Raw genomic sequence first — 21,511 nt, 5'->3', positions numbered from 1 at the left:
CCCTGAGAGGAGACTCTAGCTTCGGGCATGGAATCCAACTGCTGCGCCCCCAGCACCGACGGGCAGGACGTCACGTCCTGCCCGGTCAGTGGCACCCGCGGAAAAGCGGTCCCCCTGATCACCCTCAAGGCCCTGCTGACCCCAGTCGCCCTGGCGCGACTGAGGCCGGAAGAGGCCTTCCGGTTGTGCCCGGACCCCGCCTGCGACGTGGTGTACTTCAGCGCGTCTCAGACCTACGGCACAGAAGATCTCAAGATGCCGGTCTTCCAGAAGAATCAGGCGGCTGAGGTTCCGGTCTGTTACTGCTTTGCTCACACGCGGGCGGATCTCGGTGAGGCCATGGCTTCGGGGACGGGTCAGGTGCTGGAAGCCTCGATCCGCGCGCACGTACAGGCCGGGCGCTGCGGGTGCGAGGTCAACAACCCGCAGGGCAGTTGCTGCCTGGGCAATGTCGTGACCGTTCTGCGGAGTCTGGACCGCCAGGGGCAGGCATGACACGCTACGACGCCGTGGTGGTCGGCGGGGGAATGGCCGGTCTGCCGCTGGCCCTCAAATTAGGCTTCAAGGGACGCTCGGTCGCGCTGATTGAGCGGGATCAACTGGGGGGCACCTGCCTCAACCGGGGATGTATTCCCACCAAGACCCTGATTGCCAGTGCCCGCGTGGCCCATCTGGCGCGGGAAGCCGCCCACTGGGGCGTTCACGCCGGACCCGTCCGCGTGAATCTGCCCGAGGTGATGCGGCGTAAGGACGATCTGGTGACCGGCGTGCGGCAGGGCGCGGAAACCAACGTGGAGACGAATCCGAACGTCACCCTGATCCGGGGGGAGGCCCGCTTCACCGGGCCGCACACCCTGGAGGTGAATGGGGAAGCCATCGAAGCAGCGCAGGTCTTCATCAACACCGGAACCCGTCCGGCGATGCCCGGCATCGCCGGATTGAGAGACATACCCTTTCTCGATTCCACCAGCGCCTTGCAGTTGACGGCCCTGCCTGAGCAACTGCTGGTGGTGGGTGGAGGTTATATCGGGGTGGAGTACGCGCAGATGTTCCGCCGCTTCGGCTCGGAGGTGACCCTGGTGCAGCGCGGCCCGCACCTCCTGAAACAGGAAGACGGGGACATCGCGCGTGCTCTGGAGCACGCCCTCACCCGGGAGGGCATCACTGTTCTGACTGGGACCGCTGCAACGGCAGTCACGGGGAGTGAAGGTCAGCTTCGACTGACGGTCCGGGTAGGCGGTGCGGAGCGCGTTCTGAAAGGCTCACACCTGCTGATCGCCGGGGGACGGCAGCCGAATACAGACGGGTTGAGTCTGGAAGCTGCTGGCGTCGCTTTGGACGGTCAGGGTTTCATCCCAGTCAATGACCGTCTGGAAACGGAAGTGCCGGGCATCTGTGCGCTGGGCGACGTGCGGGGCGGCCCGATGTTCACCCACACGGCGCGCGACGACGCGCGGGTGGTGTACGAGAACGTCACGAAGAACGCAGGGCTGTCCATCCGTGACCGGGTGGTGCCCTATGCCGTATTCAGTGACCCGCAGCTCGGGCGGGTGGGCCTCACCGAGGGCGAGGCCCGGCAGCTCGGCTACCGGGTCAAGGTGGGGCGTTACGACGGGCACAAGATCGCCAGGGCGCGGGCCATGGGAGAAACGGCCGGGTTCATCAAGATCGTGGCGGACGCGGACACGAACCGCCTGCTGGGCGCGGCGGTGCTGCTGGCCGATGGGGCGGAAGTCGTGCATGAACTGATCGCGGCGATGCACCTGAAGGCAAAGTACACCGATTTGCAGGACATGCTGCATATTCACCCCACCCTCGCGGAGGGGTTGTCGAGTGCCCTGGGGGGCGTCCACGCCGAGGAAGGCATCTGAATGCCGGAGACACGATACAGGTCCATCTGTCCGCAGCCCCAGAGCGCCCGGTCAGCACTGAACGAAAGACGGTGCTGCTGGGAAGCGCGGCTGTGCTGACTGTTGCGGTGTTGTTGCGTCTGCAACACCCTGCTGATGACGGGTCTGCTGGTGAGCGTTCTGGGCGGCGTCCTGAGCGCGGTGAGCGGCTGGCTGGCCGTGCCTTGGGGTGATTGGGCTGCTGCTGGGACGGGCCCTGTCACCGCGCCCCAGCCTGTGCCGGACACCACTCCTCACTCGTTTTCAGTTGATCTCAGGTTCGCCACCCCAGCGGCGGAGGAAATCATGTCCATGCAAACACGCCCACCCGTTCACCCTGACCCCGGCACGGCCCTCTACGCTTCGGCTGGGCCCATACCCACCGTGACCACCACGCAGATGACCGAAGTGGACCGCGCCATGGTGGAGGACTACGGTATCAGCCTGCTTCAGATGATGGAGAACGCTGGCCGGGCGCTGGCTGGGCAAGCGCGTCGCCAGCTGGGCGGCTCGGTGATGGGCCAGCGCATCACGGTGCTGTGCGGGGCTGGCCACAATGGCGGCGGTGGTCTGGTCGCGGCCCGCCGCCTGCAGGACTGGGGCGCGCAGGTCGAGGTAACCCTGGTGCGTCATCCAGACGGGTATCACGGCGTTCCGCAGCATCAGCTGCGGATCTTGCAAGCCCTCGGCCGTTCAGTACGCGGTGGCGGGTTGCCGTCCTCAGGGGCAGCCCTGATCATCGACGCCCTGATCGGATACGGGCTGAACTCTGCCCCCCGGGGCCACGCTGCTGACCTGCTCCACTGGGCCAATCACCAGGCCGCGCCCATTCTGGCGCTGGACACTCCCTCTGGAATAGAGGTGAGCGAAGGTCAGGTCTTCCAGCCGGCCATCCACGCGGCGGCCACCCTGACCCTCGCCCTGCCCAAGCGGGGATTCCTGAATCCCGAGGTGCAGCCGCTCCTGGGAGCGCTGCTGCTCGCCGACATCGGCGTCCCGCCTGAACTGTATCTCCGGATGGGTCTGAAGGTACCCGGGATCTTTGCCACGCAGGAGACTGTCCCCCTGAGCTGGCATCAGGATTCGGGCCATCCAGGCGTTGCCGAGACGCCAGCGCATCAGGATGACCCCGCGCCGCTGAATTCCACACGTACTGCTTGATCCGGCTGCTTGATCCGGGGGAAGGGCCATTGCTTAAAGGGTGTCCTGCTGCCCCTGCCCTGGAGCGCCATAATGAAGTGTTACACGCCCTGGGAAAGAGACGCAGACCGCGACAGCACCTGATCTACAGCCCCAGGCTGGCCATATGCGGGCAATTGGCTGTGATACGCAAGACCCAGAACCTGCGGCGCGGCGATGGGTGGCTTGCAAGTGCGGCGTTGCACCTGATCTCGCCCTGAATCTGTGTGACGCGTAGGATGCACGTCATGACCCTGACCCAGCGCCTCCTGAGCATGATGCGCCTGCGGCCCACGCCCGTGCCGGGCAGCGTGTGGCACTTGACGGGCACCGGCTGGAGCGCCGGGTTGACTGAGGAGGACATGCAGCAGATCGGCGCGGTGTGTCCGCCCCGTCCATACCGCAAGGGGGAGCGCATCTACCGCGCGGGAGATCCCGGCGGGACGCTGCAGATCCTGCTTGACGGCCACGTGAAACTCAGCCGCACCGGCATGCTTGGAGGGGAGCGCGTGATCACTGTGTGCGGCCCGGACGATTTCTTCGGAGAGAGCTTTCTGACGGAGATGACCACCACCCAGGCGGACGCCACGTGCCTGTCCGACCGCGCCGTGATCTGTCCGATCACCCGGGAGCAGTTCCTGGAGATCACGCGGCGTGTGCCGGCAGTGGCGATCTTACTGGCCAGTATTCTGGCGACGAGGGTGCACCAACTTCAGACGCGGCTGGAGTCCCTTTCGCAGCCTGTGCAGGTGCGGCTTGCTCAGGTCATGCTTGACCTCACCTACCGCTTTGGGCGGGAGATTGAAGCCGGTGTCTACGATCTGCAGGTGGAACTGCGGCATGAGGAGATCGCCAGCCTTGCCCACGCCAGCCGCGTGAGTGCCACACAGGCGATCAGCGCGTGGCGTGCCCAGCAACTTGTGCTGGGCACGCGCGGCCAGTACCGCGTGAACGTCACTGGACTGGAACGGCTGAGCGAGGAACTGCAGCTCGACGCACTAAATAAGACCCCCGTCCCTGACAGGTGAGGGCGTGGCCTGGCGTGACGCATGCCCTCCCGCGAAGTCCCCAGCATTTCGATGGTTGCTCAGACAGGTGTTTTAAGACCCCGTCTTCCGCCCCGGACGCATGGTGTCAGGGGCGGTGAACGCCCTGAGCCTCGCCCACCGGCCACGTCAAGGCTTAACGGCACGGATGGTCATCTGAACGCTGTTCCCACCACTCAGTTCGAACGTCGGGGTGTACTCTCCGGCAAGACTTCCTGCGGTGAAGCGCACAGGCAGCAGACCCGCTACGGGCTCTGTGGTGCCGTACCCGTTGAGTTGCCCGGACAGGATGGGGGTGCCGTTGGCACGCAGTGGGCTCTGAGCGCTCTGCCCCGTGGCTCCTGACGGCGCTTTTCCGATGATCCCGCCCACGACCTCGTCGCCGGGCAAGGTGAGGATTCCGTCGCCGTTGGCATCCCGCACCAGCAGACCCCCGTTGTACTTCGGATACTGACTGGGCTGGGCCGGCAGAACGCCAACCCCGTTCAGCGGGGTCCCGTTCCGCCATAGCAAAAAGCCCAGCAGGGCCGGAGCTGGCCGGTTTACGGCCACCGTCTGTCCATTGGCGTTGGCACCCCGCGGCAGCAGGAAATTTGTCGGAGCGATGCGTGCGGCCGGCACGGCCCCGAGGATCGTGACGGAGCCGACCGCGCTGCGTGGGGCCGCGCCGGGCGACTCGCGAACCTGAGCAACGATGGGATACGTTCCGGCGCTCGGGTTGCGGAACGCCCCGCCGCGGATATGGGCCAGGATCTTGACGCCGGGTGCGTCCGGCCCATCTGTCCTCACAGGGGTCGTGAACGTGATGGTCAGGACGTTCCCGACAGCGCTCGCGACATAACAGCACACGTCAGCCTGTGGCCAGCCGCGCGGCACAGCCACATTGATGGGCCGCTCCGCCACGCGAATGAAGGCTGGTGGCAAGGTGATGGTGATGCTGCCGCCAGTATCAAACGCAAGGCCAGGAACCTGCGCGTCACCAGCCTGCGGGAGTGCCAGGATCAGATCTGTGGGGAACGCGGCCACGTTGCCGTCGGTGGTGACCGGTGACGGCGCAATAGTGAGCGGCAGGGGCGCGTCCTGGGCCAGAGCGGACGACGTTGCGAGGGCCACGAGGGTGAACAACCTGAGGGGAATACGCATAAGACTCCAGGGGATGCACGGTGGCAGCGGGAGAGAGGCGATGACGCTCAGCTGAGAGCCTGTCGCGTGCCCACGTTCCTGGCTCGCAACAGCGCGAAAACGGCGCCCAGCACCATACCGTAGATCACGTGGCCCATCAGACTCATCAAGTTCTGGGTGGTGAAGGCCTGCGCAAACTGGACGCCCATGCCCATCATTAAGGGCATCATCACAAGCGGCCCAAGAACCCACCACACCATGCCGTAGAGGGCGCCCTGCCATACCCCCGCACAGGTTCCTGTGACGCGGTCCCCCAACAGGAGACCAAAGCCCAAGCCGATGCCGGCGCTGATGATCAGATGCACGACAAAACCGACCACAGCGCTGTCGCTGCCCACCAGACTGGCGATCATGGGGAGCATGCCCATCATGGCCATCAGCATGCCGAAGACCAGGCCGCCGGCCAGGCCACCGAGAACTCCGGCTTTCACGTTCTGTGTATTCATTGGTCTACCTCCACCAGGAGTCTGAGTGATCTCAGCGGGAGCCTGTGTCAAGCTGCCGACACGCTGCATGAACTTGCTTCTGTGCACCCACCCAGCGGCCAGACCTTCCTTACGTGCACGCTGTTCAGCGCGGCACCCGGGTCTTACACGGCGTCAACCGCCGATCGGCATGTGCGGGACCAGATGTACCGGCAGCTGCGGGACTACGTCTTGGCGCGGACATGGGGCCGTTCACGCTATTGCGTCCCTCCTCCTGTCTCTGGGGGCGAGGCAGAGGCCAGGGGAAGCCGTCACTTTCGGGCCATCCGGCCTGCAGCAAAAGCCGCCACTTCAGATGAAGTGGCGGGCCCTCTGGGGGAAAACGGCGGCTCAGTCGCTGGCGGCTGCGCCCATCACCGGAATCGTCAGCGTGGTCAACACCTGATCTCCCGACATCAGGGCGATGGACGCGATGTCGTTGACCCCCACGCTGGTGTCGTTGCGGCTCACACTCACGTTCAACAGCAGGGTGTTGCCGCGCTGCGTGACGCCATCCAGGGTGATGGTGGTGCCTTCCGGCAGCCCCGTGACGGACAGACTCAGGTCACCGGGAACGGTGTACTCCAGGGCCGACATCGGAACCACCAGCGACATCCACGAGCTTTCGGTGTAGAGCTTGGTGTAGCCCAGACCTTCACCGTCGCTGGCCGAGACCCGGACGGGGTTGGGGGCGGCGAAGGCGGAGCCGGCGGCGAGGGTCAGGGCGAGCACAGCGGTCATCAGGGTCTTGTTCATGGTCTTTCTCCTTGTCTGACGTGGGAGCGGGCGTGTTTCGCCTTCCGTGTCGTCTTGAGACAGAGCATGCGCCGCCCCTGTGGAGAGACCGCGGAGAATTGATGCAGATTTCGCGCAGGCGGCAGGCGGCCCCCCCCCGTTTCCGGCGTCAACTTCATGGGCAGGCTGGGAGACATGTGAGGGAAAAACAGCTCATGCCTGTCGGAGGCTCCATCCTGACCCGGACAGGTCTTTGGGATGGGCTTAGTCCCCCTGACCTGTGACCTTTCGGTAGACAGGTCAGCACCCTGCACGTCGGACCGCTGCCAGCGCTCCAGTCCTACGCTGGGCCGCATGACCTGGCACAGACGCAGACAGCCCCCCGGGATGCACCTTTCCCCTTGATCCTGATAGGGACGGGCAGCAGCATGGCGGCCGCCACCAAGGGTTCCTGGCTGCCACTGACAACCTTGATTGTGAAGGTCCAGACCTCCACGCTGACACTCCAATCTCGGTCCCAAAAGCCGTCATGGGCCACCTGGCCGTATAGTTGGGGGATGACGGTCATCCCAGCCCGCATGAGGGACCGTGCCCCCCTCACCTGAGCTCCAGTTGCTCGCCCAGGCCCTCACCGCCAGCGTGCACAGCCTCATCATCGCTGACGCCCGGCAACCGGACCTGCCCATCATCTACGCCAACCCGGCATTCGAACGCCTGAGCGGGTACCCGGCCGCCGAGATCCTCGGGCGCAACTGCCGCTTTCTCCAGGGTCAGGCGCCCAACGCTGCCCCCAGGCAGGCAATCAGGCAGGCCCTGGCCCAGGGAGGCAGCACCACTGTCCTGCTGCGCAACTTCCGCAAGGACGGCACGCCCTTCGACAACGAACTGACCCTCAGTCCCATGCGTGACGCGGCCGGGACAGTCACGCACTTCGTGGGCTTCCAGATCGACGTGACCGCGCGCGAAGCAGCGTCGGCGCTGATGGCCCGCCTGCAGGCCCTGACCCAGCATCTGGCCGCCGTCCGCACGCAGGATCAGGTCACAGACCTGATCCTGCACGATGCCCTGCAGGCCCTGGGCGGCATCGGTGGGACCGTGCTGCTGGTGCGGGATCATGCCTTGAAGGTGGTTGCGCGCCACGGCCAGACCCAGGCCAGTGTTTGGCAGGACGGGAACCTGGAGGGGCCACGCCCCAGCCCAGACGCGCTGCGCTCGAGGACGCCCCTGTTCTTCGAGCATGCAGGGGCGCTGGTGGCCGCGTATCCAGACCTCGAAACCCTCACGGGCGGTGTGGCGCCGGTCGCGAGCGCTGTGTTGCCCATGGTGGAAGGCAGCGAGCCGTTGGGCGTGATCGTGCTGGACTTCCGTGAACCCCACAACTTCACCCCGGATGAGCAGCATTTCCTGCAGACCCTGGCCTCCCAGTGCGCCCTCGCTCTGGACCGCGCCCACCTGTCTGGTGATCTGGAGCGGCAGGTGCAGGACCGCACCGCCGAACTTGAGGCCTTCGTGCGCTTCACTGAAGCGGCAGACGGCGAGACCGAAGTGCTGGCCCTGGCACAGCGGGCCGTGGACGTCCTGCTGGTGCTGTTTCCCGGCAGCACCAGCAGCTATTTCGCTCTGGAGAATGGCCGCTGGAAGCTCAAAGTCTACAGCCCTGACCTGGAAGACCGGCCGGACCTGCTGGCCAATGCCCAGACCGGGGCGCCCGTGGACGCCCCGATCTTCGCGCAGTCCATGCGAACGGCCGAGCCGATCTTCGTCGACGGCTGGGACGCCCAGCTCGAACAGCTCCCCCAGACCGGGATGTACCAGAGTGTCGCGGTCTTTCCCCTGCCGATCGGCGGCTCGGTCCAGGCGATGTTCGCGCTGGGCGTTAAGAACACCCCGCGCTGGTCCGGACACCACCAGGCAGTGTTTCGCTCGGTGGGACGCAGCCTGCGTCTGGCGCTGGAACGCACCGAGACGGCGCGGCAGCTCACGGCCCAGCGGGACCTGTTACAGGCGGCGAACGAGGAGCTTGAAGCGTTCACCTACAGCGTGTCGCATGACTTGCGGACCCCTGTGCGGCACATCATCAGTTTCGGCGATCTGCTGCGCCGCTCACTCCCGGCACCGCTGGACGTCAAGGCCGAGCGGTATTTCGGCATTCTCCGAACAGCAGCCGACACGCTGAACACCCTGATCGACGGCATGCTGGATGTCTCGCGCGCCTCACGTCAACCCCTGAAGGTGGAGCGGGTGGACCTGGACCGGGTGTTGCATGCTGTCCGCCAGGACGTGGGCGTGGCCCGGCCGCAACGCCAGATCGTCTGGCAGATCCTAGCCCTCCCAGAGGTCATGGGGGACGCGGGGCTGCTGCGCCGGGTGATGACGGCCCTGGTGGACAACGCGGTGAAATACACCCGTGACCGTGATCAGGCCGTGATCACGGTCTGGGCCGAGGACCAGGGCGAGAACTGGGCGGTGTTTGTGCGCGACAACGGCGTGGGGTTTAACCCGCAGTACAAAGACAGGTTGTTTACCATGTTCCAACGCCTGCACCGCCAGGAAGACTATGAGGGAGCGGCAGTGAGCCTGGCGAATGCGCGGCGCATCCTGGCCCGGCATGGGGGGACAATGCTGGCTGAGGGTCAGCCAGATGAAGGTGCCACATTTGGCTTCACGCTGCCCAAAGCAAGTCGCTGAGCAAGGAGGGAGACAGGCCCGTTCTCCGGTAGCCTCACTCTGGTGGTCATCCCCTTTGTCGTTTACCTGGTGTTGAGGCTTGAAGTGCGAGAGCGCTTCATAAATATTCATTGAAGCAGGCCACACAATCCCGGGCGCCTTTCAGCCTACCTTTCCATCGCAAGCAGTGAACAGACCGGTTGAGTCGATAGAGCACGAAACCCAATGATCAGAATGCGAGCTTCAAATGCGAGTTTTAAAAAGGTGGTCCCTATGAAGAAAGTCCTGCTCCTCTCCCTTCTGCTGTCCCTCTCCCCCGTGGCCCTGGCACAAGACACGTCTACCGACACCACCGTCACGGACACCACCACGGCGCCCCTCGATCCCAACAACGACGGCGTTGTCGACACCAACAACAACGGCCGCGCCGACACCCGTGAGTTCCCCTGGGGTCTGCTGGGCTTGATTGGTCTGGCGGGACTGGCAGGCCGCAATCGCCCCGCACCCACGCCCGTTCGCGTGGACACCCGGGACGCCCACGACACCACCCGTCGCTAACGCTCCCCAAATGGTCTAGTGCTCGCCCTGAAGACATTCAGGGCGAGCGTTTCTGATTCAACTCGTGATTGCATCACCGGTGGGTGACGGCCCACCTCCTGGCAGCGCCGCGGTTCACGGCGCCTTCTGTACGTCCCCTACTTCAATTTCATCACAGCGGTCCTTTTGTGACCAGAACCGTGTGAAAGGGCGGTCTCCACACTTCCGCCTGGACCCTTCTGGTTCGCCCCTGACACAGGCTCTTCCGTGAGCGTGGATTTCGTGACCTTCAAGGTCCTGGCAGAGCACCTCGGGGTCCCGGAAGGTCCCCTTCGGCGCCTGGTCCATGCGTACTGTTCCGTGCACGGCGCGTTGCCCAGACCCAGTCCCACGAGCCCGAGCCATCAACGACTGATTCCCATGATCGCCGTGGAACGTCTTCAGGCGGCACAGCACATGACCCGCGACGGTCCCGGCATGAGCACGGTAGACACCCTCAAAGCCCTGCGCGACGGCGTGCGTTTGTCCCGTCTGTCCAGGGTCCATCAGACGGCACGCTGGCCCCCATTCTGGCCGAACTGCACACCCTGCACGCCGAGGTCACAGATCTCCGGTCTGAACTGGCGGAGGTGCGCGCACTGCTCCAGTTGATGGCCCGCCAACCGGGATGGGGCGCCCGTCCCCCTGAAAGCAGGGACCCGGTCCCGGACGCGTCCACATCCACAGCTCCGACCTGGCGCAGTGCTCCCCCACTGGCGGCCGCCTGCCCGTATCCGGCTGGCCTTGAACCTGGCCTGACCCGCCTGCTGTCCGATCTGGACGCCGGGTATACCCTGCTGAACGTGTGGGGAGACGTGGTGTTGCTGACGCCCAGTGGTCAACAGGTGCACCTGGTGGATCCCGGCACGGTGGCCGCTCTGGTGAAACAGGGCTGGGTCACCCAGGATGGCCAGGGGTTCGGCCTCACCCCCGGCCACTGACCAAGGTTCTGCCTGCACCTGAAATCTGATCCGGCAGGCAGAGCAGGGTGACCGATCGCCAGCCCAAACCCAAACACCTGTTTGCGTTCGGCTCAAGGTGGTTTACATGCCCAAAAACAGGACCGTCACTGAGCGGAAAACCGGGTCACCCTCAACGTGCTTCAAGCGCTCGAGCCCAGAGTGAGGTTCACACCAGACCACGTCGTCTGGCCCATCCTAGAGCGAAGGCTGCACGCCCTGGTCAACCGCCTCGGCGCCCTTTGCGGCATCCGGCCGAGTGGTCCGCTCCGTCACGTTGAGGAGCAATTGCACCGTCTCGGCGGGACTGTCCCACTGCGGACAATGTCCGCTGTGTTCGAACCAGTAGACCTGCGCCTGCGGAAACAGACGCAAGGCCCGCCATGCCTGCCGGGGCAGACACACCCGGTCATAGTGGCCCCAAGCAATCACCATGGGCTGGGTCAAGGTGTCGGTGGCTGTGCCCGGTGGCAGGTCCCCTCCCCTCAGGATCAAACTGCGCCTGAGTTCCCGCACGGAGGGTGACGCTGCATAGGACTTCATTTCAGCGAGCGCTACGTCTGCAGGAATGTCCCAGGGATGGGAGGAGTACTGGGCAAACAGCAGCGTGCGTCCCCACCGGGTGCGGGTCAGCAGGGGCATCAGGGGACGGGAAAGTCGAATCAGTCCCAGAGACAGTTGACCTGTCCGGTCAAAAAACGGCTGTTCCCAACCCTGCTGAAAGCCGCCCGGATCCAGGGCGACGACGGCCCCCACCACGCCGCGGCGGGCCAGTTCCATGGCCAGGCGGCCCCCCATGGAGTTGCCCACGACGTCCGTCCCGATCAGGTCATGTTCGTGGAGAAAGGTGGTGATGGCGTCCGCGAGGGTCTTAACCGACACCGGGCCATCAAGGGCTGGGGTGTGTCCGAACCCCGGCAAGTCCACGGCGATAACCTCGCGGTGGGCAGTCAATCCGTCCAAAATGGGCTGCCACGTGCGCCAGTTGCTGCCGAGGCCGTGCAGGAGGAGAAGCGGTGGACCCTGACCGCGGCGGAAGGCGTGAAAATGCATCGGCGCACCCTAACAGGCTTTAAGCAACCCGTCGTGCATTGGGGGACAGTTCACCCGTCAGCCCAGGCAAAACCCAGCAACATTCGCAACGGAGCCGTGCCCCGAGGGCCACTCCGTTTAAGGAATGACGCTCTCGAACAGCGTGCCGCGTCGGTCCTCGGTGACGTCCCGGAACAGCTCCGGGAACAGGCTGGGCATCCCGCGCCTGGCGCAGCGGAGGTGGTACTCGATGTGGGCGTGGTAGCGCTGGCTGGGCAGCACCAGCAGGTTGCCTGGGTCATTGTTGGTGCTGTCGCCATCGCGGTGATGGACAATCTCGCCGGGGGACAGGGGCCGGGCGAGCATTTCCTCGGCCAGGACGCGGTGCAGCGAACGGGTCTTACCTGTCGCATTGTCGCGTGTCTTACGATAGGTCTTGTGGCGTTTCACTCTCCATGTCCCCCTGTTCTGATGATGCAGCCCTGGTTTGTGTCAGGCCAGAGTACGCCGCCGGGCTCACAAACGTCAGTTCACCAGGACCAGGCGTGATCCACTCTGACGCTGTGGTGATCGGCGGATTTGCCGCTGACCCTGCAACTGGGCTTCATGAACTTCTTCGGCGCAAGAATGATCTGCTCCCCGGTGTGCGGAAGCCACCGTGAGGCTTGGCGGCCGTTCCAGGGACAGACCTCCTTGTCATCAGAGGGTTCTATCTGGGGAGAACTCCGAGGGCAGACAGCACCCGTGACATTTGGGTGACTCGACAGGCGGAGAATGGGGCGGTGACCGCTTCAACAAACCGCCAGGAGGCGGGCCGCCCGCCCCGAATGGTGCTGACTGTCAATGATTGCCAGGAGATCGCTGAGCGCTTCCTGGACCACGTTGGCACTGACCCGGTGCGCAATGACAGCCTCCGTTACCTCGCTCGTCGCCTGCGCGTGCTGGCGGTTGAGGCTGAGACCAGGCCCTCTCGAGGCTGACGATGGAGAGGGGCCTGCTCGTCGGCCAATCCCTGAAGCGTTTTTGCTGTCGTAAGACGTCAGACCAGTGTGACAACAGGCCCACTACGCTGGCTCCTATATAGATCAGGGCCTGCCCGGGTGACGGCAGGCATACCGCCCCACCGTGCGTGGGGCTTTTTTCTGGCTGAACGGGCCGCGAACAGCGCTTTGGTCTGGACAGGCCAGGGACGTCCTTTATGCACTGCCGCGACAGGTTGCCGAGAGGCCGCAGTCACTACGCTCATCTGGTCGAGTGGGTGCTCCAGGTTTGAGCCTGCCCACACCGCCCTCACCCTGAGCCCAGCTCAGGAGCCCGCACTTCAGGAGCCCCATGCGTTTAAATCTGTTTCTGCCCGCCCTGCTTGCCCTGACCCTGGGAGCAGCCCTGGCGGACGACGCTGCCCCCAGCACGCCAAGCACCCCAAGCCCCTTTGCCAGCAGTCTCAAACAACTCGCGTCCAGCGGCACGGTCATCACGCTGCTGGCGGAGGTCAACGGCCAGTCCACCGTGGTTGCCACGGTCAATCCAGACGGCACCCTGAACGTGACGGGGGACCTGCAAAGCGCCACCACGGTCCGGGTCGGCGACACCACCTACACCCTGGCGGCCAGGGTCACGGGCGGCGGCACCCTGTTCGTCACGTTGACAACGGCGCAGGGCACCACCCAGACGCTGCCCCTGATCGCCGCGGTTCAGCGGGCCGCGGCGGCTGGAAAATCCGAGACGGCGCCGCATGGCCCGGCAACATCGGCCGCAGCTCAAAAGGCAACGGAAAAAGCGAAGGAAAAGGCAGCGGAAAAAACGGACAAAGAGAAAGAAAAGGCGGCGGAAAAAGCGGAGAAAGAGAAGCCTGCCTCCACAGGCGCTGAAGTGGAGACGCCTGAGGCCAGCACGGGCGCGTCGAATGCGGCCCCCGGGGCTGGATCGGGGTCAGATCATGCCAAGACGCCGCCCGCCCCCGGGAAACCGCCCAAGGGTCCACCCGCTGCGGGCGGACGCCCCTAAACGCGGCTGGTCTGGGCAAGGGTAGGGGGAGACGGACATACCCGTCTCCCCTTACCCTTGCGCGCGCTCAGATCACGGGCCTGGATACCCCGGGTTGGGGCCGAGAGCCAGCAAAAGGACCACCTGTAAGGGAATGCGGGCTGACTGGATCCAGGTCAATCAGGTCGTGCGATGGGGACTGGAGGCGTTGCAGCTCCACCTTCAGCGTCTCGGAACGCCGTTTCCTGCGCCTGAAACGTCAGTGTGTTGAAGCGTCAGTCGTCAGGGGTCTCATGTTTCGCTCCCCGAGTGAAATTCTCACAGTGTAAAATTCACAAATTTGTGATGGTTCTGTGCTGATTTACTTTCTAAACTTCCTTTCGTACATTCGCTCGAATGGACGGTCCGACGACTTCACCTGTAGTTCACGAGGCAGTTATGCATCAACGACAATCTGGATTCGCCCTCGTCCTCGTACTGCTGATGTCCGTAATCACCATTGCCGTACTGGCAACCACGGTTTCGATCACCAGTCATGGAAGCCGATCGAACAGTGTGCGGACCGTACAGGGGACCCAGGCGTTGCTGGCGGCAGACAGCGGCGTAAGCACCTTTGTGGCGCGTGTGAAGGAAGGGGGCTTTGTTGGTACCCTCTCCAGTCTTCCTTGCTGGGTCCAGGGCAGCAACGTCGATGGTGCCAGCTGTCCTGTGGGCACCACGGCCAATCTCGGGACCCTCTATCTCACCTCCAGTACCAGCGGTCCGCGGGCAGATGTGAAGGTGGTCCAGCTCAATCCCGCTGACTCTACCCTCACCATTCAGTCGGTAGGCCGTACGGGCATTTCCGGGGGGGAAGCCAAGGCCACCCTGACACAACGGGTGACCTACAGCCGCCCGACATTCATGAATACGAGTCCGCCAGCCGCATTGACGTCCTGCCCGGCCATCACCGCCGGCGGATCATCGAACCTGACGGGTTCTGCCACCGTCTACAACGGTATTATTCCCGACTTTACCACCGTCACTTCGGCCTCTCCCGGCTTCATCTCCGGAGCGATGGCCACTGGCACGCTGAGTGGCAGCGGCTGGCCTGCGACCCTGACGGTGGCTGACGCCACCAACCTCAGTACTGGCAGCGTCATTCAGGTGGGTGCGCAGACCTACCGGGTCACGGGTGAGCCGGCAATCAATACGCTGACCGTCGTTCCCGCCAATGCCCTGAACCTGCCGCCCCTGGGCACAAGCCTGACAGGCAGTTTGAACCTGATTCCTATCGCGGTGCGCGGCACCGCTTTTGCGACAGGCACCAGCACCAACGGAAAACCGATCTACCGCCTGCCGATTGGTGATCCCACCAGCATCTACATCAATGACACGCTCTACATCACCCTCCAGGGCGTGACCTACGGCGTGGCGGTCACGGGCAAGGGATTTACCGGAGGTGACCTGACACAGGGCTACACCGACGTGACCCTGGGTCCTGCAGGGGCGGGCGCCAACACCTATAACCCCCTGACTGGTGCCCTGCTACTTGCCAATTCCATCCCTGCCCCCACGTCGTTTCAACTCGCATCTGCGGCGTCAGGCACGCCGCTCCGCCGCTACGTGCCGTCGGCCATGAGTGCGGGCTCCATCGTGGGGGTTGCCAGCGGCGTGGTGCCGAGCAGCGCCTGGGGTGGAAGCAGTACCCAGTCGCCGGCAGCCATCGCTGGCAACAGCAATGTCAGCTGCGGCGATGAGCTTTTTGCTCAGCTGTTTAACAATTACACCAAGACCCAGTACCACAACCTGGTTGCGCCAGCCAATCGGCTCAGCTCGCCCAGCGCCCAGCCGCTGAACAACGACATCTACTGGCTGGGGCCGTCGTCCTTTCCCAGCACCCAGAGCTACAGCATAAGCAATGGTGGATTGTGCGGGACCGGAATCCTGATCGTCAACGGCAACCTGAACCTCAACGGCACCGGGAACGTTGATCTTGGCAGCAACAGTTGCACGTCCAAGGGTTCCGCTGGCGGAACCCAGGGGTTCAACGGCATCCTCTACGTGATCGGCAACATGTCGAGTCAGGGCAATACCGTGATCCGCGGCGCGGTGATCGTCGAGGGCAGTCCGTCGCCATCGGTGGCCACCAAGCTCAGCGGCGGCATGAACATCACGTACGATCCAGCACCCATGATCGCTTCAGCCAAAAACCTCTCGCCCCTGAATTTCTCTAACCGCGCCGGCACTTGGAGCCAGCAATGAACACCCGGGGGTTTACGCTGCTTGAAGTGCTGACGGTCATTGCCGTGCTGGGAATCTTGATGGCGATAGCCACCCCCAGTTATCTGGCTTACCTGCAACGGCTGACCGTGCAGCAGGGCGTGCAGCAGTTCGCACGCGACGTGGACCGTGCGCGCAGTCAGGCCAGGCGCACCAATTCCTGCCGCATCTTTAGTGTGGTGGGTCCCAGCAGCTATCAGATTCAGTCCTACGCTTCCCCCAACTGCGCGGGTACGCCGATCACGGAGACGCTCAATATGCCGGCCGGCACCCAGCTGACTCTCAAATCCGTGCAGGGCAGCGCGTCATTTCGGCCCCCGTATGGCGTGAACTTTACCGCCATGCCAGTGGACGTGACGGTGGCCAGCACCAGCCATGTCAACGTTACTAGAACCCTGCGCATCACGGCTGTGATGGGCTCGGTGGTCATCCAGTGAAGGGCAGGGCCGAGAGCGGATTGACGTTGGTCGAAGTGATGGTGGCCGTCGGCATCTTTGCGGTGTTGATCGGGGCCATCCTGCCGATTATTTCGGACCTGTTCAGGGTGAACCGCGACACAGTCAATGTTCAGACGATCGGCAGCTACGCCCAGAGCGTGGGCGAGCAGACACGGACGCTGTGGTTGACCCGCGTGACGCCCGTGGCGCCGAGCACAGACGCCTATCCATCTTTCACAGCTGGGCAGGTACCCAATCCGCTTCCCTCTCCCCCCGCCAACGTGAGTTGTGCCGCGCCCCTGGTTGAGGCCGTGGGCTCCGCCTCTCCAGTGGGCCGCCGCCGGCTCACGGTGACCTGCACCCCACCAGGGAAGCCCGCGATGGTCTTTGTAATTGAAATCGGCAGGCCCGAATGAAACATCAACGGCAGGCTGGCTTCACCCTCATCGAGTTGCTGGTGGCCATGGGGCTGCTGGGCATTCTGTTGCTGGCGCTCAACAGCGTGGAATCTTTAACCACGACAAGTTCAGTGAAGCTCACCGGGCAAGCCAATCGCCTGCGAAGCCTTCAGGACTCAGTCGGGTACGTGGGAGACCGGGTACGGGTGGCCCGCGATCTGCGAACCAGCGTGACCGTGGACGGCGTGAGCTGCACCCTGACGCCTGCAATGGGCGCCTATCCCTGCTTCGCGATGCTGGTGACCGAGGCGCAGCAGCTCGGCAAAGTGGACCAGTACGACGCCAATACCTCCCTGTACCTGGTCTACCGCTTTATTCCGCGCTCTCAGCTTGTGGCGGCCGACAAGGCGCCAGACAGCTGGGCGGACACCAACACGTTGGCGTTGGTGGAGTCGCGAACGGTGGTGTGCTCACCGAATCCTCCCGCACTGCCCTGCACCAGGGCGAATCCTGCCCCCAGCGGCAGCGTCACGATGCCAGACGCTGTTCCTGCCAGCCTGAACACCTCAGCAACCAACGTGATCATGGATTACGGCACCCTGGAGGGGAGTGGAGGAAGCTTCACGCCCTTTAACTACGATTCGGCCACCGGAGCTTTGAAGTTGGCATTCCGACAGAAGCAACTGGAACGGGGCGCCGTGCAGTACAGCCCCGGCGGCGGTCCACTGGAAGTCACTGTCCAGCGCCGCAACTGACCAGGGACCGCTCGCTGCTGCTCGCACAAGCGTTCGCGCTGGTGCTGCCCGGACTGAATGGAGTATCAGGGTGGGCAGGGTTGCTCAAGGCGTCATTGCTTGCCCGTGCTGTCTTGCATGCTTCCCAGCGTGAACCATCCGGGGGCCAGACGTTCCAGACGGCCTTTGCGGACCATCCGGCCTGTCCAGTCCCGGGCCACCGCCCGGTTCCCGTCAAACAGCGTCTCCGCAATGAACTGACTCGACGTGGGCCAGGTCAGGGTGGCGGCGCGTTCGGCGAACAGACGCTCGGCCCAGTTGCGCAGGCCCTGAACATTGGGCGGGACAGAAGAAGCCTCGGTCGGTGCCTCCTGAGGCACTGATTTCCGCAAACGGTCTCGCACTTCTCTGGCCTCACGTTCCCAACGCGTCGGCTGACCTTTGAGGTATCTGCCGATGGTGACATTGGAGACGCCCAGGTCAGCGGCAATCTCCTGACGTATGTCCCCAGCGGCGTAGCGCTCGCGAATGGAGTCGATCTGGCGCTCGGTGAGGGTGCGGAACGCCCGGATATCGTAGGCGGCTTGCAGGTGATTCTGTACGCTGGTGACGTACGATCCGCTGAGTATCGCTAGTTGTCTCACGGACTTGCCCTCGGCCCACACGTGGCCACGGCTGGCGGCTTCGCGGTAGATGCTGCTGAGCTGGTATTGGCCGTGCTGGCGTGGCTTGATGTTCCCGGCCAGCGTCAGGGCGGCATGTCTCATGAAGGCGTCGGTCTCGAGTCCAATCTGCTGAGCGGCGGCGGAGATCCGTTCCAATTCGCTCTGGCTGAGCCGCAGCATCAGTTCCTGTCCGCGCCCCATTCTGGGGATGCTATCAACTGGGACGCTGGCAACGCCTGCTCGGGAGCCTGACCAGTAGATGGGCGGGTGGGCGCATGCCCCTCAAGCCTGGGGCTTCCCCTATACGGCGGAGGCGGCCTTCAGGTACTGGTAGACGGTCTCCCGGCTGATGCCGAAGTCCCTGGCAATACTGGTTTTCGACTCGCCCTGCTCTGCACGCTGCTGCAGATCATTGACCTGAGCGCTCGTCAGCGTCTTTTTGCGTCCCTTGTACACGCCAGCCTTCTTGGCCGCCGCTGAGCAGCAGCCTGGACATCGCCGAGTCTTCCCCGGTGAAGGTCAGCCCCTCCTTGATGAACTCGACCCGCACGCCTTTGTCCGTTAATCCATTAACCAGGGCGCGGAGATCGTCGAGGTTGCGGGCGAGGCGGTCCATGCTGTGGACCACCACGGTGTCCCCTTCGCGGGCGTGACCCAGCAGGGCGGTCAACTGGGGGCGGTTGGCGTTCCCGCCGCTGACCTTGTCGGTGAACACCTTGTCGAAGCTCAGGCCATCCAGTTGGCGGATGGTGTTCTGGTCCTCGGACGAAACACGGGTGTAGCCGAGGCGGTGGCCTCTGGTGGACTCGTTCATGGGGGCTCCTGTCAGGTTAGACTCTTAGACCCCGGCAGGATACTGTCAGACAATGCCTAAATCAACCCTATTCTGACGCCTTTTCGACCCTGCTTCTGACATCAGGGTGGGGTATACCTCAATCTGACAGGCGGCATACTGATAACAACCGTTAAGGGTGCAACAAGTGCTGGACACGTCACCTTAACGTCATCCAATTCGGTAAAACTCGCATAGACCTGAATGAGCATTCCATCGTGCTCGAGGAGCACTTATGATCCCAGATCCCCCCAATCTCACTCCCATCCTGCCCCGCCAATCGCCGTCCCCAGTGCCGAACGATACCCTGGCCTGGAAGGTCGACGCGCTAGAACTTCGTATGGTCAGCTGGTGGGCACGGCACGGCATCTTGCTGCTGCGGCTGACACTGGGGTTGGTGTTCTTCTGGTTCGGCATCCAGAAGTTCTTTCCAGGTCTCAGCGTGGCCCAGGATCTCGCCACCAACACCATCTCGGTGCTGACCTTTGGCCACCTGCCAGCACGGATCAGCCTGCCCGTGCTGGCCACCTGGGAATGCCTGATCGGACTGGGGCTGCTTTCGGGACGCCATTTACGCGTGACCCTGCTCCTGCTCTTCGCGCAGATGGCGGGCACCTTTTTGCCGCTGGTCTTTTTTCCGGCTGAGACTTTCAAGATCGTGCCGTGGGTCCCTACGCTGGAAGGGCAATACATCATCAAGAATCTGGTGCTGATCGCTGCCGCCCTGGTGGTGGGGGCCACCTCGCGCGGGGGACGGCTAATTTACAGCGCCGAGGCGGCTGACGCCGCTGAGCAGACGCAGAATCTCCACGCCCGTTTCCGCCGCCGTTTTCACCAGAACCCTGGAAAATAAAGCGAAGTCCTCCTTCTTGAGGTAACGACAAATGCCGGTTAGGGTAGGCCCTAAACGGCGTTTCAAGTGGCTACACCCCACGCGGTCTGACGACGACGAACGAGGGATTCCAGACGGACACGCTCGTCCGGTGTCAGTTGAGGACTGGTGGGAGGTGACCGCGGCGCATTTCCACTTCCAGGGCCAGCTGACGTCTCGGTATTTCCCCAAATTCTTCTGAGTCAATCCACTAGAATGAAACACGTGACTTCCTCCCATCCCGGCGCTTCTTCTGAAGCGCCCATCTCCAGGCCGAACTCCGTACGCAGCCAGCTGCTCCTGCCCTTCACCGCCTACTTTCTGATGCTGGCCTCCACCAGCTTCATCGCCGGAGGCATCGTGCACCTGGGGTTGGGGGAGAACACCGGCTTCTACATCACCCTTGCCGTGGTGGGGGTGGTGTGTTTTACTGCCGGAAATTACCTGCAGGAATACGTCATTCAGAAAAACAAACGCGGTACCGGGCTGGGCACGTTCCTGCTGGTGTCCTTTGTCCTTTCCGTAGGAATCGGCATGATGACGGGCGGGATTCAGCATTACCTGGACAATCCCCTTTACTCCACCGTCCTGATTCCTGTGGGCCTGCTGCTGGCGGTGGCGGCGTTCGCTGTGCGCGAAAAGCTGACGCTGGGACGCAAAGTCATTCAGCTGACGGCCGGCACGCTGAGCCTGGCGGCGCTGTTGTTCGGAGGCCTGGGCGCGCTGGCCAAAGTCGTGGCCACGCCAGCCGGCCATGCCCACGGCGCGGCCACCGAGACAGTCCCCACCCCCGCAGACACAGTTTCCCTCCCCCAGGCGTCCTCCGAAGGAGTCCCTGAGGAGACTGTGGCGCCCGTTCCTGCAGTCACGCCTGCGATGGCCCCAGACGCCGCTGCCGAAGAGCACGACGACGGGCACGACCACTGACGGTGCTGAAAGGGAAGCGACAGCTTCGACGGTGCAGCGGGGACCTGTGGGTCCCCGCCTTATTTTTATCTTCCCATCGGCACGACAGGGTAATTACTACAACTCCCCGGGCAGATTCACCGCGCTGCGGAGTTTGTGTCGGTTCACGGTGCAGCGCCCGGCCTGGCGCTTGGCGGTTGAGAGCCTGCACCTCGCTGATTCATATTCCGTCCAGGACCCGTTGAAGCATCGACCTGGCCTGAACTCCGAGCGGGCCGAGCGCCTCGTTTTCCGTCAACCCGAGCGCCAGCACCGGGTCGAGAAAGCCCACCTCGGTGCCAGTCTGCATTCCGCTCACAAACGCGCCACAGGGCAGCAGGGCAGCAACACTTGGGTCAAGCTCGAGGGCCTGTCGGGCCAGGTCCGGCGAGCAGACCCCAAGCCCCACCACGCGGGCTGCCAGCTGGTGTCCAGTCTTGTCGGCGATGATGTCGCTGAATTCGAGGGTGTAGAGCACACCCAGACCCTCGGCCGAGAGTGCGGTCTTCAGCCGTTCGAGAACGGCGTCTACATCGGCTTCGAACGTTCGCTTGAGGGCAAATTCGGTCATGGAAACCTCCTGAATGGGCGCGGATCTAATTGACCTTTCCGGAAGAGACACCGTACCACCTGTGCCCCCGGCTGTCTCTGG

At 63.7% G+C, this 21,511-nt stretch carries 23 protein-coding genes; 14 read left to right on the top strand and 9 right to left on the bottom strand.

Annotated features, from left to right (window positions below; translation table 11 throughout):
* The first annotated feature begins 27 nt into the window (after positions 1 to 27).
* The 4 genes from IEY31_RS08275 (at position 28) to IEY31_RS08260 (ending at position 4,096) form a co-directional block, all read left to right on the top strand.
* Positions 28 to 495: a putative iron-sulfur cluster-binding metallochaperone gene (locus tag IEY31_RS08275; protein ID WP_188970814.1), complete on the top strand. Its 468-nt coding sequence runs from the start codon at positions 28 to 30 to the stop codon at positions 493 to 495.
* Positions 492 to 1,871, top strand: coding sequence for a dihydrolipoyl dehydrogenase (gene lpdA, locus IEY31_RS08270; protein ID WP_188970812.1), 1,380 nt, complete (start codon positions 492 to 494; stop codon positions 1,869 to 1,871). Before IEY31_RS08275 ends, lpdA begins: the two co-directional genes overlap by 4 nt.
* Positions 1,872 to 2,195: 324 nt before the next feature.
* Complete coding sequence (locus IEY31_RS08265) at positions 2,196 to 3,050, top strand: NAD(P)H-hydrate epimerase (RefSeq protein ID WP_188970810.1); 855 nt, start codon at positions 2,196 to 2,198, stop codon at positions 3,048 to 3,050.
* 266 nt (positions 3,051 to 3,316) lie between these two features.
* On the top strand, positions 3,317 to 4,096 hold the full coding sequence (locus IEY31_RS08260; RefSeq protein WP_188970808.1) for a Crp/Fnr family transcriptional regulator: 780 nt from the start codon (positions 3,317 to 3,319) through the stop codon (positions 4,094 to 4,096).
* Between the two features lie 147 nt (positions 4,097 to 4,243).
* Here IEY31_RS08260 and IEY31_RS08255 read toward each other — a convergent pair whose 3' ends face one another.
* The 3 genes from IEY31_RS08255 to IEY31_RS08245 form a co-directional block, all read right to left on the bottom strand.
* The gene (locus IEY31_RS08255) at positions 4,244 to 5,257 is read right to left on the bottom strand and encodes a hypothetical protein (protein WP_188970807.1); all 1,014 of its coding nucleotides are present in this window, start codon (positions 5,255 to 5,257) and stop codon (positions 4,244 to 4,246) included.
* Between the two features lie 47 nt (positions 5,258 to 5,304).
* On the bottom strand, positions 5,305 to 5,742 hold the full coding sequence (locus tag IEY31_RS08250; protein ID WP_188970805.1) for a hypothetical protein: 438 nt from the start codon (positions 5,740 to 5,742) through the stop codon (positions 5,305 to 5,307).
* Positions 5,743 to 6,111: 369 nt separating this feature from the next.
* Positions 6,112 to 6,516: a hypothetical protein gene (locus IEY31_RS08245; protein WP_188970803.1), complete on the bottom strand. Its 405-nt coding sequence runs from the start codon at positions 6,514 to 6,516 to the stop codon at positions 6,112 to 6,114.
* A 567-nt stretch (positions 6,517 to 7,083) separates the two neighbouring features.
* On the opposite strand from IEY31_RS08245, the gene IEY31_RS08240 reads away from it, so the two are divergent.
* From IEY31_RS08240 to IEY31_RS08230, 3 genes are all read left to right on the top strand, one after another.
* The gene (locus IEY31_RS08240; protein WP_188970801.1) at positions 7,084 to 9,183 is read left to right on the top strand and encodes a GAF domain-containing protein; all 2,100 of its coding nucleotides are present in this window, start codon (positions 7,084 to 7,086) and stop codon (positions 9,181 to 9,183) included.
* A gap of 252 nt (positions 9,184 to 9,435) precedes the next feature.
* Positions 9,436 to 9,720, top strand: coding sequence for a WGxxGxxG family protein (locus IEY31_RS08235; RefSeq protein WP_188970798.1), 285 nt, complete (start codon positions 9,436 to 9,438; stop codon positions 9,718 to 9,720).
* Positions 9,721 to 10,328: 608 nt separating this feature from the next.
* Positions 10,329 to 10,679 (top strand): hypothetical protein, encoded by a 351-nt coding sequence (locus IEY31_RS08230; RefSeq protein WP_188970796.1) that lies wholly within the window; start codon positions 10,329 to 10,331, stop codon positions 10,677 to 10,679.
* Between the two features lie 216 nt (positions 10,680 to 10,895).
* Here the strand turns inward: IEY31_RS08230 and IEY31_RS08225 are convergent, their stop codons facing one another.
* Both IEY31_RS08225 and IEY31_RS08220 read right to left on the bottom strand, forming a co-directional pair.
* On the bottom strand, positions 10,896 to 11,750 hold the full coding sequence (locus IEY31_RS08225; RefSeq protein ID WP_188970794.1) for an alpha/beta fold hydrolase: 855 nt from the start codon (positions 11,748 to 11,750) through the stop codon (positions 10,896 to 10,898).
* A 117-nt stretch (positions 11,751 to 11,867) separates the two neighbouring features.
* On the bottom strand, positions 11,868 to 12,179 hold the full coding sequence (locus tag IEY31_RS08220; RefSeq protein WP_188970792.1) for an HNH endonuclease: 312 nt from the start codon (positions 12,177 to 12,179) through the stop codon (positions 11,868 to 11,870).
* A gap of 882 nt (positions 12,180 to 13,061) precedes the next feature.
* Here IEY31_RS08220 and IEY31_RS08215 point away from each other — a divergent pair.
* The 5 genes from IEY31_RS08215 (at position 13,062) to IEY31_RS08195 (ending at position 17,567) form a co-directional block, all read left to right on the top strand.
* Positions 13,062 to 13,736 carry a hypothetical protein gene (locus IEY31_RS08215; protein ID WP_188970790.1) on the top strand — a complete coding sequence of 225 codons (675 nt, stop codon included), beginning with the start codon at positions 13,062 to 13,064 and terminating at the stop codon, positions 13,734 to 13,736.
* 375 nt (positions 13,737 to 14,111) lie between these two features.
* The gene (locus IEY31_RS08210) at positions 14,112 to 15,959 is read left to right on the top strand and encodes a hypothetical protein (RefSeq protein ID WP_229723421.1); all 1,848 of its coding nucleotides are present in this window, start codon (positions 14,112 to 14,114) and stop codon (positions 15,957 to 15,959) included.
* Entirely contained in the window at positions 15,956 to 16,414 is a 459-nt protein-coding gene (locus IEY31_RS08205; protein WP_188970787.1) for a type II secretion system protein, read from the top strand. Before IEY31_RS08210 ends, IEY31_RS08205 begins: the two co-directional genes overlap by 4 nt.
* Positions 16,411 to 16,830 (top strand): prepilin-type N-terminal cleavage/methylation domain-containing protein, encoded by a 420-nt coding sequence (locus tag IEY31_RS08200; RefSeq protein ID WP_268238933.1) that lies wholly within the window; start codon positions 16,411 to 16,413, stop codon positions 16,828 to 16,830. Before IEY31_RS08205 ends, IEY31_RS08200 begins: the two co-directional genes overlap by 4 nt.
* Positions 16,827 to 17,567, top strand: a complete 741-nt coding sequence (locus IEY31_RS08195) for a PulJ/GspJ family protein (RefSeq protein WP_188970784.1) — start codon at positions 16,827 to 16,829, stop codon at positions 17,565 to 17,567. The genes IEY31_RS08200 and IEY31_RS08195 overlap by 4 nt, the downstream gene beginning before the upstream one ends.
* A 92-nt stretch (positions 17,568 to 17,659) precedes the next feature.
* On the opposite strand, the gene IEY31_RS08190 is transcribed toward IEY31_RS08195, so the two are convergent.
* The 3 genes from IEY31_RS08190 to IEY31_RS08185 all read right to left on the bottom strand — a co-directional run bounded on the left by IEY31_RS08190 (position 17,660) and on the right by IEY31_RS08185 (position 19,025).
* The gene (locus IEY31_RS08190) at positions 17,660 to 18,412 is read right to left on the bottom strand and encodes a helix-turn-helix domain-containing protein (protein ID WP_188970783.1); all 753 of its coding nucleotides are present in this window, start codon (positions 18,410 to 18,412) and stop codon (positions 17,660 to 17,662) included.
* A gap of 99 nt (positions 18,413 to 18,511) precedes the next feature.
* Positions 18,512 to 18,667 (bottom strand): helix-turn-helix domain-containing protein, encoded by a 156-nt coding sequence (locus IEY31_RS19145; RefSeq protein ID WP_229723420.1) that lies wholly within the window; start codon positions 18,665 to 18,667, stop codon positions 18,512 to 18,514.
* A complete protein-coding gene (locus tag IEY31_RS08185) occupies positions 18,621 to 19,025 on the bottom strand; it encodes a recombinase family protein (protein WP_229723419.1) in 405 nt (134 codons plus the stop codon). Before IEY31_RS08185 ends, IEY31_RS19145 begins: the two co-directional genes overlap by 47 nt.
* A 253-nt stretch (positions 19,026 to 19,278) precedes the next feature.
* Here IEY31_RS08185 and IEY31_RS08180 point away from each other — a divergent pair, with 253 nt between their 5' ends.
* Both IEY31_RS08180 and IEY31_RS08175 read left to right on the top strand, forming a co-directional pair.
* Positions 19,279 to 19,896, top strand: coding sequence for a DoxX family membrane protein (locus IEY31_RS08180; RefSeq protein WP_188970782.1), 618 nt, complete (start codon positions 19,279 to 19,281; stop codon positions 19,894 to 19,896).
* 147 nt (positions 19,897 to 20,043) lie between these two features.
* Positions 20,044 to 20,841 carry a hypothetical protein gene (locus IEY31_RS08175; protein WP_188970781.1) on the top strand — a complete coding sequence of 266 codons (798 nt, stop codon included), beginning with the start codon at positions 20,044 to 20,046 and terminating at the stop codon, positions 20,839 to 20,841.
* A gap of 199 nt (positions 20,842 to 21,040) precedes the next feature.
* On the opposite strand, the gene IEY31_RS08170 is transcribed toward IEY31_RS08175, so the two are convergent.
* On the bottom strand, positions 21,041 to 21,430 hold the full coding sequence (locus tag IEY31_RS08170; RefSeq protein ID WP_188970780.1) for a DUF302 domain-containing protein: 390 nt from the start codon (positions 21,428 to 21,430) through the stop codon (positions 21,041 to 21,043).
* Between the last annotated feature and the right edge of the window lie 81 nt (positions 21,431 to 21,511).

Origin of the sequence: Deinococcus aerolatus (assembly GCF_014647055.1) — a bacterium.
GTDB lineage: Bacteria > Deinococcota > Deinococci > Deinococcales > Deinococcaceae > Deinococcus > Deinococcus aerolatus.
This window is presented reverse-complemented; position numbering and strand designations above follow the sequence as displayed.